Here is a 17,644-nt window from a genome sequence, read left to right on the forward strand (position 1 = left end):
AAATTCAAAATCTAAAATTCACAAGAAGTTTTGGCGTTGCTGATTAGGATATGAAAAATAATTTTGCATCATTTTAAAATCTTTGTAGAGACGTTACATTGCAACCTCTCTACATCCACCTTCATAACTCGATTCAGCAGCACCGAAGTTTTTTGTTAGTGATTGGGTGTTTTTTCTACTGACCACCCACGATTGACTAATGACTAATTACTTTTTCTTGGCTTGAATCTGGTCAAAAATCGCTCCCTCTGCGAAGAACTTTTTATTGATTCCATCCCAACCGCCGAAGTCTGCAACTGTACCTAAAGTTTTCACCTTAGGAAATTTGTCTGCAACTTCTTTACTTAGGGTCAAAGTATCATCCACTGGTCGGAATCCTAATTTTGCAAACTCTTGTTGAGCCTCTGGAGTATATAGATATTTGACAAAACCTTCGGCAACTTCACGCGTACCGTGCTTATCAACATTTTTATCTACTACTGCGATGGGATTATCGATAGATATATTGACATCAGGGATAATCGCAGTCAACTTTTCACCCTTTTGTTCTGCCAAGATAATCTCATTTTCATAGTTAATCAGGGCGTCACCTTGACCCTGCTTGAAAAAGGCATCAGTAGCTTCACGAGCATCTTTGGTCAACAAAGGCACGTTTTTGTACACTTTGGTAACAAATTCAGTTGCTTTAGCATCATCTCCACCAGTTTTAATCACTGAATTCCAAAGAGCTAAGAAATTCCAACGAGCAACTCCTGATGTTTTAGGATCAGCAGTAATTAGTTTGATACCGTCTTTAGATAAATCTTGCCAAGTCTTGATGTTTTTCGGATTTCCTGGACGGGTGACTAATGCTGCCACCGATTTGGAGACAATACCATTATTGGGAACTTCTTTTTCCCATCCTGGTTGAATTAATCCAGCCTTCTCAATCTTTGAGGTGTCTCCAGCTAGTGCCAAGTGAACAACATCTGCTTCCAAACCATCGATAACGGCGCGAGTTTGGGAACCAGATCCGCCATAGCTTTGCTTGAAGACGACAGTTTGGTTATGATCCTTCTTCCACTGTTCGACAAATTTAGGAATAATTGCTTCGTGAGCCGCTTTGGTAACTGCAAAGGACACAAGAGTTAGTTCAACATTATCCTTGGTTGCAGCAACAGGGCTAGCAGCAGGGGTTTCAGAGGAAGAATTACTCGTTGTTCCACCAGAGCAGGCAGCAAGCGCCACACTCAAAACAGTCCCTACTAAAAAGAGTGATACAAAGCCTTTGAGCGAATTTAGTCTGAACCGATACGTTCTATTGAACGCGTTGATGCGTTCGCGTAGCGTCTCGGAGAGAAGCAGCTTGTCGTAAGACATCGCTTTTAACCTTTTCAGTGGGCGTTGCCACAAACTCATTCTATTTCCTCCGCTAAATCTACAAATAATCGATGGGAATATAGTTATATAGTGTTTATCATACTTGATAATTCTATGTATCTAGTTGCAAACACCAACAAACCTCACATTCTTTATCAAGAACATGGTGATTCTACCAGTTTTGTGAGGAATTAGAAATGTTTTTACTTTAAAGTATCAAGTTGTCATCACAATTTGCTACCTGATACAAGTAAAACAGCGTAAATAATTAAAGGTTTGTAGTAAGGACTTCAATCCTTCTTTTAGGACTAAAATCTTTACTACAAAATCAATTCCAATATTTTTACATTACTTAATATAGTTTTATTTATTCGCACCGACTTACTTATCAAGCAACTTGCTAGGGAATATAGGAATCGCATTTGATTTTTGAAACTATCTCCGTGGGCGGGGAGTGGGGAGTAGGGAATAGGGAATTAGGCTTTTAATTTGTACCGAGCTTTTTCAGAAATCAAACATTAGTCCTATAGTAAGTTTTTACTAAAACGAGCCTAAAAGTGTTAGGAAAATCATTGTTGGCAAGCGACTGTGGTACATCAATATGAAAAGTACGAAAAACAAAACCCATCTAGAAAGTATCTAAATGGGAAAATTTTCTGGTTCATTTTTGAATTGGCCAACAGGATCAGATTCTTAACTGAATGCATATTTCAGGGGCAGCCCGTCCTGAAAAACTAGTAATTCTCCCGGTTGGATTTGTGTCCAAACTTCGTTGTCAGTCAGGGGAGTGGTGGCAATGACAGCGACGCGATCGCGTTCTGTAGTTACCTCCCGAAAATCTACGGTCATGTCTTGGTCAATTAAATGGGCAGCTGCAAAGGGCGCTTGGCGGACAATGTAGCTGAGTTTAGTTGAACAATAAGCAAAAAAGTGGACTCCATCTGATAATAAGTAATTAAATATACCGACGCTTGCAATTACAGCAGTAATTTCTTGCAGCACAGGGTACAGTTTCTTGATGTCAGGTTTACCCCCAGGAAAGCGCGATCGCAATGTTTCTAGGATCATACAGAATGCTTTTTCGCTATCGGTGTCACCTACGGCTTGATAAAAGCCCAAATTTTCTGGATCAAAATCTGGCAAATTACCGTTGTGGGCAAATACCCAATACTGACCCCACAATTCTCTGCGGAAAGGATGGCAGTTGTGTAAGGCAACTTCACCCTGAGTAGCTTTACGGATATGGGCAATAACATGGGTTGAGTGAATGGGATAACTCCGCACAAACTCTGCGACAGGAGAAGCAACAGAAGGTTGGGCATCTAAAAACATCCGACATCCCTTTCCTTCAAAGAAAGCAATGCCCCAACCATCGCTATGATCATCCGTTTTTCCTCCCCGTGCAGAAAACCCTTCAAAAGAAAAGCAAATATCCGTTGGAACATTGCAATTCATTCCGAGCAATTGACACATGAATGTTGTCGCTCTCAATTTTTGACTACGGCCTCAGAATCAAGATACTTCAGAATGCTGTCTTGATTCTGGAGCGATCGCTTCAATCTTAGAATTGAAAGCTCAGATATTCCAAATGATCCCTAAAAATAAAGAATCTGCTTCAAGTGAGCAATATGATACTATGCCAAAAGATGGTATCGACGGATATCAGGTGCAGTAGTCACTAAAGCTTCTAGTTTGGCTACCCCCGCTTGGAGATGGGGTGAATCTAGATGAGTAGTTAGGGCTTCATGAGAAGTCCACTCCTCTACAAAAGTAAAGTCTGTTGGGTCGTATTGGTTTTGCAAAAGTTCATAGTTAATCGCACCTGTTTCCTGTCGGCTTGGCTCAATGAGTTCCAGAAGTACAGCTTTTAGTTCTTCTACTTTGTTAGGCAAAGCAGTAATACGGGCAACTACGCGAATAGTTTGGTTAGTCATTTGTCAATTACGAATTATCTTAAAACATTTGCTGTAAATATTGCTCATAGCCTAATTCTTCTAGTCTTGCTTGTTTTGCAATTACTGATTCACATAGGTTTTGGCGATATTGCTGCACTCTTTCTAACAATTCTGGTTGATGAGTTGCGAGAATTTGTACTGCTAAAAGTCCGGCATTTTTGGCATTACCGATCGCTACTGTTGCTACAGGAATACCAGCAGGCATTTGTAAAATAGAATACAAAGAATCAACGCCTTGTAAGTTACGGGTAGGTACAGGAACACCAATAACAGGAAGTGGAGTTAAAGACGCTACCATTCCCGGCAGATGGGCAGCACCACCAGCACCAGCAATAATTACTTTAATACCGCGTTGGTGTGCAAATTGAGCATATTGCACCATGCGTTCTGGGGTACGATGAGCAGAAACGATCGCCACTTCGCTTTCAACGCTAAATTCTTTACAAACTGCGATCGCGTCTTTCATAGTGGGCAAATCGGAATCGCTGCCCATGATAATACCAACTAAGGGAGTCATAATATTCAAAATTTAAAATTCAAAATTCAAAATTATTTGAGCTAGCTTATGGAAGCTAGGTAATGCCGATCATCATCTCATTTATTGGCGTTGTTTGAATTGATTTATTGATATTGGTTGCATCTAAAATCAGATTTAGCTATCTTCTCGTCAGTGTGATGACCCAAGCAACACAAAATCCTGTAGATATTATCAATGCTAGAGTGCCTGGTTACAAAGATTTGCAGATGCTCTTAATTAACCAGGAGGGCATAATTGAGCAAATCTTGCCAATGGGTACAGTAGAAATGCACAGATGTACCTCCCTACTAGATGTTGGTGGTGACTGGATTTCTCTAGGCGGAGTTGATTTGCAAATTAACGGTGCGTTGGGTTTGGCATTTCCCGAATTGACGTCTGAAAATGCTCACATACTCCAGAAAATCTCACAATTTTTGTGGGATGTTGGGGTAGATGGATTTTTACCGACACTTGTGACAACTTCAGTCGAAAATATTCAGCGATCGCTTGCTATTATTGCTGAGGTTATCCCTACTCAAAAAGCTGGTGCCAAGATTCTGGGAGTACACTTAGAAGGCCCATTTTTGAATCTCCAAAAGCGCGGCGCACACCCAGCAGAGTACTTGTTACCCTTAACAATTGATCAGGTAAAGCGGGTTTTGGGTAATTATGCTCATGTGGTGAAAATCATCACCTTAGCACCGGAGTTAGATCCTACTGGTGAAGTAATTCCATATTTGCGTTCTTTAGGAATTATTGTCAGTTTAGGGCATTCTCAAGCAACAGAGGCCCAAGGGCAACGAGCCTTTGAGGAAGGTGCAACAATGGTAACTCATGCTTTCAACGCCATGCCACCATTACATCACCGCGAACCAGGATTATTAGGGGCAGCAATTACTCATCCTAATGTAATCTGTGGTTTTATTGCTGATGGTGAACACATTTCGCCTACGATGCTGCAAATTTTACTTCGTGCTAGCTATCAAGAAAAAGGGCTGTTCCTCGTCAGCGATGCCCTTTCACCTCTAGGGCTACCCGATGGCGTATATCCTTGGGATACTCGGCAAATTGAAGTTAAAAACGGTACTGCACGACTGCCAGATGGTACTTTATCAGGGACGACTTTACCTTTATTGGTGGGAGTGCAGAATTTGGTGAATTGGGGAATTTGTGACGTAGAAAGTGCAATTTTACTCGCTACTAATGCACCTAGAAAAGCGATTGGTTTACCAGGAATTGCCAATAGTCAACCCGCTAATTTATTACGCTGGCATTGGAATGAGACTACAAAAAAATTAACTTGGCGACGTGTTCTTACCGCAGAGATGGTGAAGAAGGCAGGAAGTTGGAATTTATCTGTTGCTCTCAACCCCATCTAATGGGACTTCTAAATGAAAAATACCCCATTGCTTTTAAGGCAAGGGGGCAGGGGGCAGGGAGCAGGGGGAAAAGAGGAAATCTCCCCTGTCTCTTCATTGAACTATGCAGGGTTAGGTTGGGTTCGGCTTTGAAGTAGCTGGATAATAGCAGCTTTTTCTAAGATTCCAACTAGAACACCATTCTTGCGAATCACCGGAAGCACAGATAGCTTTTGTTGTTCGAGTAACTGCATGACTTCCAGCAGAGGTTGATCTGATTGAACTGTGGTAGATTCAGTAATTGGTCGCATGACGTCTTTTACTTGAGTTTCTGACCACATTGCTGTTGGGATGGTTCGTAAATTATCAATAGCGATCGCACCTACTAATTGTCCATCATCATCAGTCACTAAGAACCGATGCCAGTTTTGCCCACTTATGACTCGCTCATCGGCAAACTCTCGCAGAGTAAGATTAGCAGATACAATCGGGCTATCATGGGTTACAGCATCTTCGGCTGTCAAACCTGTGAGTTTTTCTTGCACTCTGGCAAATTGAGCCGAATTACCAGCATTTTGCAACAAGAAGAAGCCAACTAACAAATTCCAGAAGTTACCAGCGCTGCCAAATAATATTAGGGGAAGTACACCTGAAAGAATTGCTACCCAACCAAAGATTTGCCCAACTCGACTAGCAAAGGTCACACCTTTATAAGGATTGCCTGTAATTTTCCAAACGATGGCTTTCAGTATATTTCCGCCATCTAATGGTAAGCCAGGAATCAGATTAAACAGCGCTAATGCCAAGTTAACAGAAGCTAAAACACCTAGAATTGCAGCTAATGGCCCTGATGCAGTAGTAGTAACACCAATTACTGTAACGATACCGCACAGTAGGAAACTTACTAAAGGCCCTGCGATCGCTACCCAAAAAGCTTCACCTGGGGTTTTTGACTCTTTTTCTAAGCTAGCTAAACCGCCAAATATAAACAGAGTAATAGATTTAACATCAATACCCTGACGAATTGCAACGAAACTGTGGCCTAACTCATGGGCGACGACAGAGGCAAATAACATTAGCGCTGTCATCAATCCCAGAAGCAAAGTTAATCCCGCAGACAATTGCGGAAATTGTGCCCCCAGTCCACTGCTATAGCTCCAGGTTACTAAACCCAGAACTAAAAACCATGACGGATGGATATAGAAGGGAATTCCGAAGAGATTACCAACGCGAATTGTGCCATTCATGTCGTTCACCTTTGATTTCAGCTTTGAGAAGTTTGCTTTCTTCCTTCTCAATGTCTTTAGTGTAACGAAAGGTTAAGAGATTTTAATCTTGATGGCGGTAGTGGTGTCCGTCTGTAAAGGTGCGGTTATTAGCAATATTGGCAGCATCGCAAGTAACTCTCACTACCTCTCTATAGTTACATCAGGTAGACGGCTCCACTCATTCCAAGAGCCATCGTAATTCCGAACCTTCGGATAACCTAAATATATATTTCTTGAGTAATAGCGCTAAAAGAATTGAAAGTTACAGATTTAGCCTTGGTTGTGGTTGGGAAATACGATCTGCGATGTCCGATGAACTAGGGTTGTGGAAATAGACAATAAGGAAAAACCTATGAGTGGGTGGAAGACTGCTAAAGGAAAAGGAGTCTTCAAGTGAATTGTGAGAAATTGCAGTCCCAGCAGCACTGGAATACTTGCTGTCAGGCGCTGGACTTTTGGGGGAAACCGCATTAAATATACCCAAATCAACAAAATTAGTGAGAATCCGCTATATCCTCGTACCAACCAAATATGTAGGTTCCACCAATCAGAGTTGTAAAAGTAAGCCAGTCCAACACTGAATACTTGGATTGCTAAACAGAGATTGAAAAACACTACTGCGATAAAAAAACTGATTTGAATCCAGCGCCCGGATATCTGTGTATTATCAATGCCAGAATTTACAGTCATGCTTAAAATCCAAAAAAAGCAAATAAGGGAAAAGACTTGATGTGACTAAAGCTAAGATAGGTCTGGTTGCTATACTGCGCCTAGACCTCGAAAGGGTACAATTTGCCAATAATGATTGCCTTACAAGCTCTATTTCATGCAATTGCTCAAGCTAAAGATTGAAGAGACATTGTGTAGGCGTAGCCCGGCGTAGGCATCGCACATACGCACAGAAATGAGTGAGTATTTTTCAGCTACACGATGTGGGCTGTTTTTCTTTGCTCAAATTCCTCTACTTAACAGCAAGCTCCAAAAAGCACTGCAAATTGCATTATCACCCCAACACAATCCAGTTGCACGCTACTTGCTAGAACGCCATGTCCCTGTTCATGAAGCTTTGGTAGTAGAACCTAAGACATGGCAGTTGATTTGTCCTCGTCCTGATCACTGGCACGTCATGGTATAATTAGGACTTACGCACACTCTACGAATTCTTGGCGTTCTTGGCGTCTTGGCGGTTCGATAAACTAAGCTTTTCGGCAATTTTTGCGTAAGTCCTGATAATATCAAAATTAAGGTGAAACGGCTGAAGGGAAAAGAAAAAGGCTTTGAAGACATCCTTTACCTTTTCCCACACCACAAGCAGGTGAATATTACTTATCCGAAACGTATTCGGGTAACTCTTTGGCGAATAATAGCATCTACATTATTATGCTGCAATTACCTCTATCTGCTGAGAAATTTTCTGCAACATCGAGGCAATTACATCAGCAGGGACAGGACGACTGAAGTAGTAACCTTGACCTTCATCACATCCCTGCATTTTCAGGTAGTCAAGCTGTTCTTGGGTTTCTACTCCCTCTGCCGTAATACTCAACCGGAGGCTTTTTGCGAGGGCAATAATGGCATTGGTGACGGCAACGCTATCAGGATTGAACATGACATCCTGCACGAATGACTGATCAATCTTCAGTATATTCACAGGAAAGCGCTTCAAGTAGCTTAGGGAAGAATAACCAGTGCCAAAGTCGTCTAGAGCCAACCATATACCGAGTTCTCGTAATTGTTTTAAGGTTTTAATTGATCGCTCGATGTTACCCATCAAGAAGCTTTCTGTTACTTCCAGTTCCAGATCGGATGCTTGGAGTTCAGTTTCCTCAAGAATTTGATTGATGACTTCAACCAGATACGGTTGTTCAAACTGTCGAGATGACAGGTTCACAGACATCCTAATTGGCGTAAATCCAGCAAGCTGCCAAGCACGGTTTTGGGCGCAAGCAGTTCGCAAAACCCATTCGCCAATTTGTACGATCGCACCATTGGCTTCTGCAATTGGAATAAACTTTGCTGGAGAAATCATACCTAAAGTAGGATGCTGCCAGCGAATCAACGCTTCTACAGCTGTAATTTGTCCACTATGTAAATCAATCAGAGGTTGGTAATAAACCACCATTTCCTTGCGCTCAAGCGCCCCATGTAATTCATTTTCTAATGTCAGTCGCTCCTGCAACTGAGTATTAATTTCTGGTGAATAGAATTGGTATTGGCTACGCCCTTGTTGCTTTGCTTGGTAAAGCGCTATATGAGCCTGTTGCAAAAGTTGGTCTACGCTATTGCGCTCATTTAAGTCATTAATTGTAATCCCAATGCTGGCGGTGATATGAATTGAGTTACCCTCAACAGAAAAGGGTTTGCTCAGAGTACTTAACAGCACTTGAGATAGCTTAATCACACTTTCAAAAGAATGAATCTCTGTTCGGACAAGGGCAAATTCATCTCCGCTCAAATGGGCAAGGATATCTGTTTGTCCCATACAGGTTGATAACCTCTGGGCAACTGCTCTTAACAACAAATTTATTGTCTCATGCTCTAACCCATGACTTATACCAGTAAAATCATCAATACTTAGCAAAAAGATAGCTACAAGGCGCTGGTTGTTTTCAGGTTTAGATAGAATTTCATGGAGGCGATCGCAGAATAAATCACGATTGGGCAATCCAGTCAGATCATCATAATTACTGATGTAGTGAATTAACTCATCTAATTTATGAAGAGTTTGTGAGGTATCTGCCATCAATGTACCCGCTTCATCAGCAAATTCTGTGGGCAATTCAGGTAGGGTTTTGGTGTTCAGATAATTTTGCAATGTAGCAGATGTCAAAATGACTGGTTTGAGGAGATGGTTTAGCGCATAGAGGGTGGCGGCTGTACCCGCTAACGTCGCCAACAGAGCAATAATCATAACTCGCGCCGCCATTTCCCAAGAATAGGAGTTTGAGATGACGAAACTCAAAAGTAAGGTCAAAAGTGGTACGTGAGTGCCCAAAAATGCCACCAACATAATTTTAGCGGTGTAACTTTTTTTGAGCCATCCGAAATGAGCTAAAAACGAGTAGAGGTAGAGCTTGTGATTGAGTTTCATAAATAATATTTGATAGTTGGCTAATTAGTTCCGAGCTATTCTGACAAAAAAGGATTTTTGATTCACAATTTACTGGAATAAGCTCTTGTGGAACCTAACCCTCTAAGGCTATATATTATGCTTCCCAATTTAGTTTTCTACTTGATATATATAACTATAAAGTTTGTGTAAAACTTATTCTATAAAAAATTTCAGCATTAATACGTAACTGAATTGATTGTTATTCTATTAATATTTATTAGTTTGTCTTCATGTCATATTAAAGCAAATATAAGACAATACGGTTCAGTTAAAAATTTCTTTCTTCTCTCTGCGTCCTTGGCGTTCTTGGCGGTTCGTTAAAAAAATTTACTTCAATAAGCAGTTTTAGCCTTAACTGAACCGTATTGAAATATAAAATTCTGGCTTGAATCTTGAAAGCATACTGAGGTTCAAAACTAGTTTTTGACCCCTCTTTATTCCCTCTTTATGATAAATCCGGGTTAAGCTTCAAGCGTGGACAAGTCTGATTTGGTGCAGCCTCTTAGATAATTGGTATTATTTGGATTTGTACAAAAAGTCAATTTTTTTCAGCTAATTATAAATATTTTTTAATTTTATATATTTTTTGATTGACTTGTATCTAGAAAACTTTATTCTAAGAAACGATGTTTATAGCCAATCAACTTGTATGAGTAGCGAAAAAACTACAGAAGTGCCACTCTGGTTACAAGATAGAGATATAGTCATTGCTCATGATGAAGAAGTACAGTGGCGAGAAGGAAAACGCCCGGATTATTCTTTCACTAATGAATTTCTTCATCAAGAAAGTAAATTTCAGCATCCAGAAGGTTCTTTAGAAGCGATCGCACAAAACTTAGTCCGAAATTTTGAGATGGAAGCTTCTAATAAATCTAATCCTCAACAGTGGCTTTCGATTGTTACTGATAAGTTTAAAATGAGTACCAATGGAGGACAACAATACACTGCTCAGGATGTCGCAGTCGAAGGTACTTATAATCTCTTCCTGGGTGAAAGTGAGCAATATAGCTCTGAAACAGAAACCTTTGAATCTTCATTTCAGGTTTTTCATAATGCTTTTCCTAATGGCTTCCTTTGGGAATTAACAGAAGTCCTTTCGGGGCCACCTAATGTTACTTTTAAGTGGCGGCATTGGGGAACATTTAATGGTTCCTATAAAGACTATGCACCCACAGGAGAGACGATAGAAATCGTAGGACTTAGTATTGCTCGCGTTAGTGATGATTTGAAGATTGAGTTTTTAGAGCATTATTTTGATAATAATGTCTTTCTTCAAAAATTAACCGCAGGGGGTTGTCCCTTCCATTCCCAAAAGTAGTAGCCTTGACGGCTAGAAGTCGCACTAGCTTAACTACATGAGACAAAATCTGCCTTCGCAGCAGGGCAAACCTTTGATTTTGTATTAGTCCACCTCCGTAGACTACCCTGCGGAAAGCCACAAAGCGTCTATGTTTTTGTAGTAGCGACTTCTAGCCGCCTATTTATTGCTAGAAAAGAGCCGATTTGTAACTTGTTCTAACACTTTTAATGCTGTTAACGAACCTCGAATCAGTCGAGTAGCAGCAAGGGGTTGTCGAAGCATTCCTATCGCTAAAGGGAAAGGATTTAGGGAGCCATCAGAGTTAATTGCTGGTGTGAGATCGGGGATATCGTGCTGACAATTGTCGCTGACTACTCGTAGCATTGCCACTGTAACTCCAGCCGCATTGAAAAACTCTAGGGCTGTAAATCCTTCCATATCAACAACATCAGCAGCCATCTCACCTAAACGGCGTTTTTCGGCAGCAGACCAAATTACGCGATCGCTTGTCATAGACTTGACTAATGAGGCTTTTTCTGATATCTCAGAGTGTAATTGTGTTGTGAAAGTGCGATCGCACTCTAACCGCTTCCCTTGATAAACACAATCTTGATACAGGACAATATCACCAACTGTATAGCGATCGCTCAAGCTGCCACAGATACCCATAATCAGCACTCTGGATGGAGCTAAAAATTCTCCTTGTTGTAGATATTTAAGTAAAGGCTTCATGCCAACAGGTATCGCTACTACCGTTGGGATCGAACCAGTAACGCCGCTTAATCCGCGACAGACAGCTTTATATTCTGCTCCCTGAGGTACCAGAATTGTGTTGATGGGCAAAAAATTAGGCAATAGTCCTATGCTCAACAGAACCAAGTTTCATCTTTGAAGTTTCCTTTTGTATTAAAGATTAGGTCATATCTGAGTGACAATAAGTAATATTGCTGTTTAGTAGTAACCAAAACTCGCAAACCGAGGGTGATTGCTGTAGCATGACTAAATAATTGTGTCACCCACACGATAATTTTCCAAGATGGTAAAGCTTCATAACTCCAAATCCGCACGAGAAGTCTTCAATATTTCTAAATTGGCGATTCAATTTTCGTGGCTGACAGTGAGTTTTTGGATTGCCGTAACAGTAGCTGGTGTTCTGGCTTTCAGTTCCCTCAAGTATGCCTTGTTTCCAGATATTACATTTCCAGTGGTAGTTGTGAATGCTACAGCCCCCCTGACAACTGCCCTGGATACAGAAGCGAAGCTCACTAAACCCCTGGAAGAACGCCTCCGCTCCCTAGAAGGACTGGAGAATATTCGCTCATCCACTTATCCTAGTCAAACAGCCGTTAGCCTTTCTTTCGCCGTTGGGACGAATTTAGAAACATCGACTAAAGAAGTTGAAATTGCCCTCAAGCAGGTGACTTTGCCTCAAGGCGCAACTTCTAAAATTATTCCTCTGAATTTAAATGAGTCAGCCGCCATTAGTTATGCCATTGAGAGTTCCTCACGGAATCTTACTGATTTGACAAAGTTGGCGAAAGACGAGATTGTAAGTGCGATCGCTAAACTGCCAGGAGTGCTAAAAGTCTCACTATTGGGTAGTGCTACTGCAACTCCTCCCCTAAATCCATTGAATGCGAGTGCAGCTATTCCCCAAGCAGGGGCAACATTAGTCCGGTTCAACGGGCAAAATGCACTCGCATTTCAGGTAATCAAACGTGGCAATGCTAACACTTTGGAAGTAGTGAGTCGAGTTGAGAAAGAAGTCCAAAGGCTACGGTCTAGTCTGAAGGATGTCAAACTCACTTTAGCTGCTACTCAAGCAGAATATATCCGTCGAGCCACACAGTCAACAATTGATGCGCTGTTGGAAGCAGTCTTGTTGTCAATAGTGGTAATTTTCCCTTTTCTATGGAATTGGCGAGCCACCCTAATTTCTGCCTTGGCGATTCCTACGTCTTTGTTGGCGACGTTTATCGTCATGGCGATTTTCGGCTTTAACCTGGAAACAATTACCCTGCTGGCTTTAGCTTTGGTGATTGGTAGTATTGTTGATGATGCGATCGTTGATGTGGAAAACATCATGCGACACGTAGAAGATGGAGAAACTCCTCGCCAAGCAGCGCTTTTAGCTACAAATGAGATTGGGTTGACAGTCACCGCCGCCACTTTGACAGCAGTAGCAGTTTTTCTACCCATAGGTTTAATGGGTGGGGTAATCGGTCAGTTCTTTAAGCCTTTCGGCATCACTGTTTCAGCCGCGATGCTTGCTTCGATGCTAGTTGCTCGGACTTTATCTCCAGTTCTCGCTATCTACTGGCTAAAACCTAAATCCTCACTCTCCCCGCGTCGAGAAGCAAAAATCTGGGTAGCCTTTACCCAATTTTACAGAAACTTGCTCAGTTGGTCTTTGAATCATCGCAAGATAGTTATCGGGTTAGCTGTACTCAGCTTCATCGCAGGTATAGCACTGATTCCACTAATTCCCAAAGGCTTTATTCCTAAACTTGATCGCGGCGAATTTAATATTGCTTATACAGCTCCTTTGCCGAGTATCCCTAGTGGAGCAGAGGGGCAGGCGGGCAGAGAAGCAGGGGAGCAAGGGACAAACCCCAATCCCCAATCCCCAATCCCTAATCCCCAATTCTCCATTCCCAATCCTTTAAATGATTCTCTTGAAGTTGCAAAGAAACTAGAAGAGGTTGTAAGAAAATCACCAGCAGTTGAAACGGTATTTACCACTGTTGGTTCTCGTGAGGGTGAGCCGAACAAAGGCACACTCTATGTAAAGCTTAAAAAAGACCGCACAATCACAACTGCCGAACTACAAGACCAATTCCGCTCCTCATTACCTACTATTTCTGGGGTAACTACTAGTGTCGAAGATATTCAATTTGTCGATTCTGGCGGTCAAAAACCCCTCCAGATAGCTTTACGCGGTAATGATCTCCAAGCCTTAAGCAAAGCAGCCAAAGCAGTTAAAGAGAGAATTCAGAAACTACCGGGATTTGCTGATGTCACAGTCACAGGCGAAACAAATCCACAGGGTACAGTTTTTCAAATCGAGCGTCTGAATAATCAACGAGTGGCTTATGTGAGTGCTAATCTTGGCAAGGATTTATCCTTAGGTAATGCTACTGACAAAGTGGTAGCTGAAGCTAAGGCGGTGTTACCTCCTAATGTTTCATTAAATTTAGGTGGAGATTCTGCTAGCCAAGGTCAGGTTTTTAGCAGTTTTGGCACTACTTTAGCTTTATCTGCCTTGTGTATTGTCATCGTACTAATTTTGCTGTTCAAAAGCTGGGTAGACCCTCTAGTAATTGGTGTCTCTTTGCCTTTAGCAATAGTGGGGGCAATGTTGGCATTACTAATCACCAAAAGCGACTTTGGCATGATCTCACTGATTGGCTTCGTGTTCTTGCTGGGGCTGGCCAATAAAAATGCCATTTTACTAGTGGATTACATCAATCAGTTACGCAACGCTGGCTTAGACCGTACCGAGGCAATCCTCAACACCGGACTAGTGCGCCTCAGACCAATTATGATGACCACTGCCTCGACTATTTTAGGGATGCTACCGATCGCATTAGGTTTTGGTGCTGGTTCGGAATTGCGATCGCCAATGGCTGTAGCGATCGCTGGTGGACTGGTGACTTCAACTATCCTCAGTTTGATTGTTGTGCCGGTAGTTTACGCAATTTTAGATGATTGGTTTCCCCGATTTCAGACGCGGGAGAGAAGTTGATGCAAGTTTTTGTCACCGGGGGTACAGGCTTTATTGGTGCCCACTTAGTACGGTTGTTGCTGCAACAGGGATACAATGTCAAAGCCCTGGTACGCTCAAGCAGCAATTTGGAGAATCTACGCGGTTTGAAGGTGGAAATTGTCAAAGGCGATTTAAACGATCCAAATCTCTGGCAACAGATGAAAGGTTGTCAATATCTATTTCATGTGGCAGCCCATTATTCCCTCTGGCAAACAGACCGGGAGTTACTCTACCAGAACAATGTTTTGGGTACTCGCAATGTGCTGGCAGCAGCTCAGAAATCTGGCATTGAGCGCACCGTTTATACCAGTTCAGTAGCGGCAATTGGGGTAGGATCATTTGGTCAAGTCGTCGATGAGACACATCAGAGTCCCTTAGAAAAGCTGGTTGGTGACTACAAAAAGTCTAAGTTTCTCGCTGAACAAGAAGCCATACAAGCCGTTGCTAAAGGTCAGGAGGTAGTTATAGTCAATCCCAGTAGCCCAATAGGCTCGTTGGATATCAAACCTACCCCGACAGGTGATATAATCCTGCGGTTCTTGTGTAGGCAAATGCCTTTTTACTTAGATACTGGTTTAAATTTTATCGATGTGCGGGATGTGGCATGGGGGCATTTACTGGCTTTGCAACGGGGTAAATCAGGCGATCGCTATATCTTAGGTAATCAAAACCTAAGCCTCAAGCAACTACTCGAACAACTCGCCGATATCACAGGTCTAATAGCACCTCAACGAACAGTACCCGCTTGGCTCCCCCTTAGTGTTGCCTGGGTTGATGAAAAGATTCTCGCACCCTTGGGGAAATCGCCCTCAGTGCCATTAGATGGTGTTCGGATGGCAAAACAACCTATGTATTACGATGCCGCCAAAGCAGTACGAGAATTGGGTTTACCCCAATCTCCGCTAAAGGTGGCACTTAGGGATGCTGTAGATTGGTTTGTTGCTCAGGGATATGTCAACCCTTCTAGGGAATTCAAAATCCAAAATTCAAAATGAAAGACCCCGCAGATAAATCTTGGGGTTGAGAACGTGGTGTTTTTACCAACAGAGGAGTAATAAGATGGCAGTTAATCTACAACAAGCTATGGATATTGGGAAGTATCTTGTTACCCAGCGTTTGAAAGGACGTAAACGCTTCCCCTTAGTATTGATGTTGGAACCGCTTTTTCGGTGTAATCTAGCCTGTACTGGTTGTGGTAAGATTCAACATCCAAAGGAAATTTTAAAGCAAAATCTTACCCCAGAACAGTGCTTTGCCGCAGTAGAAGAGTGTGGCGCACCAGTTGTCTCAATTCCGGGGGGAGAACCGCTTCTACATCCTCAGATTGATGAGATTGTTCAGGGATTAATTGAGCGCAAGAAATATATTTACTTGTGTACCAATGGCTTGTTGTTAGAAAAGAGCCTGGATAAGTTTCAACCTTCCCCTTACCTGACTTTTAGCGTCCATTTAGATGGGATGCGGGACTTGCACGATCAGTGTGTTGATCGCAAAGGTGTTTTTGATATTGCTGTCAAAGCCATTCGCGCTGCTAAAGCTAAAGGCTTTCGTGTCACTACTAACACCACTATCTTTGAGGGTACCCAACCCAAAGATATGCAAGAGTTCTTCGACTTTCTGGAAACCCTTAATACTGACGGGATGATGATTTCTCCCGGTTACAGTTACGAGTGGGCACCAGATCAAGATCATTTTCTCCATCGAGAACAAACACGCACCTTATTCCGGCAAATTCTGGCTCCATACAAAGCTGGTGAAAAAAACTGGAACTTCAATCACAATCCACTGTTCTTAGATTTTCTCACTGGTGAAAAAGACTATGAATGCACGCCTTGGGGTAGCCCTAGTTATAGCGTTCTCGGCTGGCAAAAACCTTGCTATCTGCTAAATGAAGGTTACTACTCTACCTTTAAGGAATTAGTGGCACAAACAGACTGGAGTCAATACGGCCAAAAGAGTGGTAATCCCAAATGTGCCGATTGCATGGTTCACTGTGGCTACGAACCCACCGCCGCAATGGATGCAATGCAACCGCAAAATATGGCGCGTGCCCTTGGCAGTGTGTTTGGCAGGGCCTAATAGGCTGTTTCATTAATTTTGAGGGGGTTGAGAAACAAACCGCATAAACCCAAAGAAAGAGGTTATTGTCCAGTAGTTCTTTTCTCCCCCTGCTTCTCTTCTTCCCATGCTCCACCTGCCTCAACCAAAAAACTCCTTAACCTAACGGTATTGAGTACACGCCAATTAAAAATTCTTAATTTTTAATTCTCAAAAGTGAGTTGACTTCTGTCTTGCAGTACTAGACCTAGAAGACACAAGCCTTTTCTATTTCTACACAAAACTTAATATTTACTAATTTTAACTAAACATCCCCTTAGACATTGTTTTGGGAGCGTTTGGGCCTCGTTTTAAAAATCTAATTAATGGAGGATGCTTGATTATTATTAACAAAACCTATGAATCGCCTCTACCGTTTGGTAGATTTAACATAGACAGGAAATTTTTTTATACAATACGTAGATTACACGGTCAATGCCCCAGGTAGTTTTAGTTAACCCACAAATTCCTCCTAATACAGGTAATATTGCCCGTACTTGTGCAGCTACGGGTACAGAGTTGCATTTGGTGGGGCCTTTGGGATTTGAAATTAGCGATCGCTACCTCAAAAGAGCAGGATTGGATTACTGGCCTTACGTTAAACTGCATTATCACGAATCGCTAGAAGCCTTTAAAACCGTACATCAGCAGCGTGGAGGCAGATGCTTAGGTTTTAGTGTCCGTGGAAAATGTAATTACGTCAGCTTTCAGTTTCAACCAGATGATTGGTTGCTGTTCGGTAGTGAAACTACCGGCTTACCACCAGCAATTTTGTCAGATTGCGATGCTACTCTGTATATTCCCATGAACCAACCGGGAGTTCGCAGCTTGAATCTTTCAGTAAGCGTAGCAATTAGCTTATTTGAAACCCGTCGTCAGTTAGGCTATCTACAATAGTTATTTACCTTCATA

The 17,644-nt window shown here is 42.0% G+C and carries 14 protein-coding genes and 1 pseudogene; 7 read left to right on the plus strand and 8 right to left on the minus strand.

Features of this window, described 5'->3' with window-relative positions; all coding sequences use genetic code 11:
* Nucleotides 1–207 precede the first annotated feature (207 nt).
* From RMY00_RS06970 to purE, 4 genes are all read right to left on the minus strand, one after another.
* Nucleotides 208–1,398: a sulfate ABC transporter substrate-binding protein gene (locus RMY00_RS06970; RefSeq protein ID WP_322646849.1), complete on the minus strand. Its 1,191-nt coding sequence runs from the start codon at nt 1,396–1,398 to the stop codon at nt 208–210.
* A gap of 654 nt (nt 1,399–2,052) precedes the next feature.
* Complete coding sequence (locus RMY00_RS06975; protein WP_322646850.1) at nt 2,053–2,832, minus strand: class II glutamine amidotransferase; 780 nt, start codon at nt 2,830–2,832, stop codon at nt 2,053–2,055.
* Between the two features lie 161 nt (nt 2,833–2,993).
* Nucleotides 2,994–3,293, minus strand: coding sequence for a putative quinol monooxygenase (locus tag RMY00_RS06980; RefSeq protein WP_322646851.1), 300 nt, complete (start codon nt 3,291–3,293; stop codon nt 2,994–2,996).
* A 19-nt stretch (nt 3,294–3,312) separates the two neighbouring features.
* Nucleotides 3,313–3,831 carry a 5-(carboxyamino)imidazole ribonucleotide mutase gene (purE, locus tag RMY00_RS06985; protein WP_322646852.1) on the minus strand — a complete coding sequence of 173 codons (519 nt, stop codon included), beginning with the start codon at nt 3,829–3,831 and terminating at the stop codon, nt 3,313–3,315.
* 158 nt (nt 3,832–3,989) lie between these two features.
* Between purE and nagA the strand changes: the two genes are divergently transcribed.
* Nucleotides 3,990–5,210: an N-acetylglucosamine-6-phosphate deacetylase gene (gene nagA / locus RMY00_RS06990; protein ID WP_322646853.1), complete on the plus strand. Its 1,221-nt coding sequence runs from the start codon at nt 3,990–3,992 to the stop codon at nt 5,208–5,210.
* 101 nt (nt 5,211–5,311) lie between these two features.
* Here nagA and RMY00_RS06995 read toward each other — a convergent pair whose 3' ends face one another.
* Both RMY00_RS06995 and RMY00_RS07000 read right to left on the minus strand, forming a co-directional pair.
* Nucleotides 5,312–6,436: a site-2 protease family protein gene (locus RMY00_RS06995; RefSeq protein WP_322646854.1), complete on the minus strand. Its 1,125-nt coding sequence runs from the start codon at nt 6,434–6,436 to the stop codon at nt 5,312–5,314.
* 291 nt (nt 6,437–6,727) lie between these two features.
* The gene (locus tag RMY00_RS07000) at nt 6,728–7,147 is read right to left on the minus strand and encodes a DUF6220 domain-containing protein (RefSeq protein WP_322646855.1); all 420 of its coding nucleotides are present in this window, start codon (nt 7,145–7,147) and stop codon (nt 6,728–6,730) included.
* Between the two features lie 111 nt (nt 7,148–7,258).
* On the opposite strand from RMY00_RS07000, the pseudogene RMY00_RS07005 reads away from it, so the two are divergent.
* Nucleotides 7,259–7,586, plus strand: a pseudogene (locus RMY00_RS07005) (LuxR family transcriptional regulator); the annotation flags it as partial.
* 249 nt (nt 7,587–7,835) lie between these two features.
* Here RMY00_RS07005 and RMY00_RS07010 read toward each other — a convergent pair.
* On the minus strand, nt 7,836–9,548 hold the full coding sequence (locus tag RMY00_RS07010; protein WP_322646857.1) for a putative bifunctional diguanylate cyclase/phosphodiesterase: 1,713 nt from the start codon (nt 9,546–9,548) through the stop codon (nt 7,836–7,838).
* Between the two features lie 670 nt (nt 9,549–10,218).
* Between RMY00_RS07010 and RMY00_RS07015 the strand changes: the two genes are divergently transcribed.
* Nucleotides 10,219–10,887 carry a SnoaL-like polyketide cyclase gene (locus RMY00_RS07015; protein WP_322646858.1) on the plus strand — a complete coding sequence of 223 codons (669 nt, stop codon included), beginning with the start codon at nt 10,219–10,221 and terminating at the stop codon, nt 10,885–10,887.
* Nucleotides 10,888–11,046: 159 nt separating this feature from the next.
* On the opposite strand, the gene RMY00_RS07020 is transcribed toward RMY00_RS07015, so the two are convergent.
* Nucleotides 11,047–11,724 (minus strand): phosphorylase, encoded by a 678-nt coding sequence (locus RMY00_RS07020; RefSeq protein ID WP_322646859.1) that lies wholly within the window; start codon nt 11,722–11,724, stop codon nt 11,047–11,049.
* A 181-nt stretch (nt 11,725–11,905) separates the two neighbouring features.
* On the opposite strand from RMY00_RS07020, the gene RMY00_RS07025 reads away from it, so the two are divergent.
* From RMY00_RS07025 to RMY00_RS07040, 4 genes are all read left to right on the plus strand, one after another.
* Nucleotides 11,906–14,614 (plus strand): efflux RND transporter permease subunit, encoded by a 2,709-nt coding sequence (locus RMY00_RS07025; RefSeq protein ID WP_322646860.1) that lies wholly within the window; start codon nt 11,906–11,908, stop codon nt 14,612–14,614.
* Nucleotides 14,614–15,630, plus strand: coding sequence for a hopanoid-associated sugar epimerase (gene hpnA, locus RMY00_RS07030; protein WP_322646861.1), 1,017 nt, complete (start codon nt 14,614–14,616; stop codon nt 15,628–15,630). The genes RMY00_RS07025 and hpnA overlap by 1 nt, the downstream gene beginning before the upstream one ends.
* A 64-nt stretch (nt 15,631–15,694) precedes the next feature.
* Complete coding sequence (gene hpnH / locus RMY00_RS07035) at nt 15,695–16,714, plus strand: adenosyl-hopene transferase HpnH (protein WP_322646862.1); 1,020 nt, start codon at nt 15,695–15,697, stop codon at nt 16,712–16,714.
* Nucleotides 16,715–17,167: 453 nt separating this feature from the next.
* The gene (locus RMY00_RS07040) at nt 17,168–17,629 is read left to right on the plus strand and encodes a tRNA (cytidine(34)-2'-O)-methyltransferase (RefSeq protein ID WP_322646863.1); all 462 of its coding nucleotides are present in this window, start codon (nt 17,168–17,170) and stop codon (nt 17,627–17,629) included.
* Nucleotides 17,630–17,644 lie beyond the last annotated feature (15 nt).

This window comes from Nostoc sp. ChiVER01 (genome assembly GCF_034531155.1).
GTDB lineage: Bacteria > Cyanobacteriota > Cyanobacteriia > Cyanobacteriales > Nostocaceae > Nostoc.

Bases quoted from the DNA above. Each gene is read 5' to 3' on its own strand.
- RMY00_RS06975 (WP_322646850.1), bottom strand. From the start codon at position 2,832: ATGTGTCAATTGCTCGGAATGAATTGCAATGTTCCAACGGATATTTGC.
- hpnH (WP_322646862.1), top strand. From the start codon at position 15,695: ATGGCAGTTAATCTACAACAAGCTATGGATATTGGGAAGTATCTTGTT.
- RMY00_RS07010 (WP_322646857.1), bottom strand. From the start codon at position 9,548: ATGAAACTCAATCACAAGCTCTACCTCTACTCGTTTTTAGCTCATTTC.
- nagA (WP_322646853.1), top strand. From the start codon at position 3,990: ATGACCCAAGCAACACAAAATCCTGTAGATATTATCAATGCTAGAGTG.
- RMY00_RS06980 (WP_322646851.1), bottom strand. From the start codon at position 3,293: ATGACTAACCAAACTATTCGCGTAGTTGCCCGTATTACTGCTTTGCCT.
- RMY00_RS06970 (WP_322646849.1), bottom strand. From the start codon at position 1,398: ATGAGTTTGTGGCAACGCCCACTGAAAAGGTTAAAAGCGATGTCTTAC.
- purE (WP_322646852.1), bottom strand. From the start codon at position 3,831: ATGACTCCCTTAGTTGGTATTATCATGGGCAGCGATTCCGATTTGCCC.
- RMY00_RS06995 (WP_322646854.1), bottom strand. From the start codon at position 6,436: ATGAATGGCACAATTCGCGTTGGTAATCTCTTCGGAATTCCCTTCTAT.
- hpnA (WP_322646861.1), top strand. From the start codon at position 14,614: ATGCAAGTTTTTGTCACCGGGGGTACAGGCTTTATTGGTGCCCACTTA.
- RMY00_RS07015 (WP_322646858.1), top strand. From the start codon at position 10,219: ATGAGTAGCGAAAAAACTACAGAAGTGCCACTCTGGTTACAAGATAGA.
- RMY00_RS07025 (WP_322646860.1), top strand. From the start codon at position 11,906: ATGGTAAAGCTTCATAACTCCAAATCCGCACGAGAAGTCTTCAATATT.
- RMY00_RS07000 (WP_322646855.1), bottom strand. From the start codon at position 7,147: ATGACTGTAAATTCTGGCATTGATAATACACAGATATCCGGGCGCTGG.
- RMY00_RS07040 (WP_322646863.1), top strand. From the start codon at position 17,168: ATGCCCCAGGTAGTTTTAGTTAACCCACAAATTCCTCCTAATACAGGT.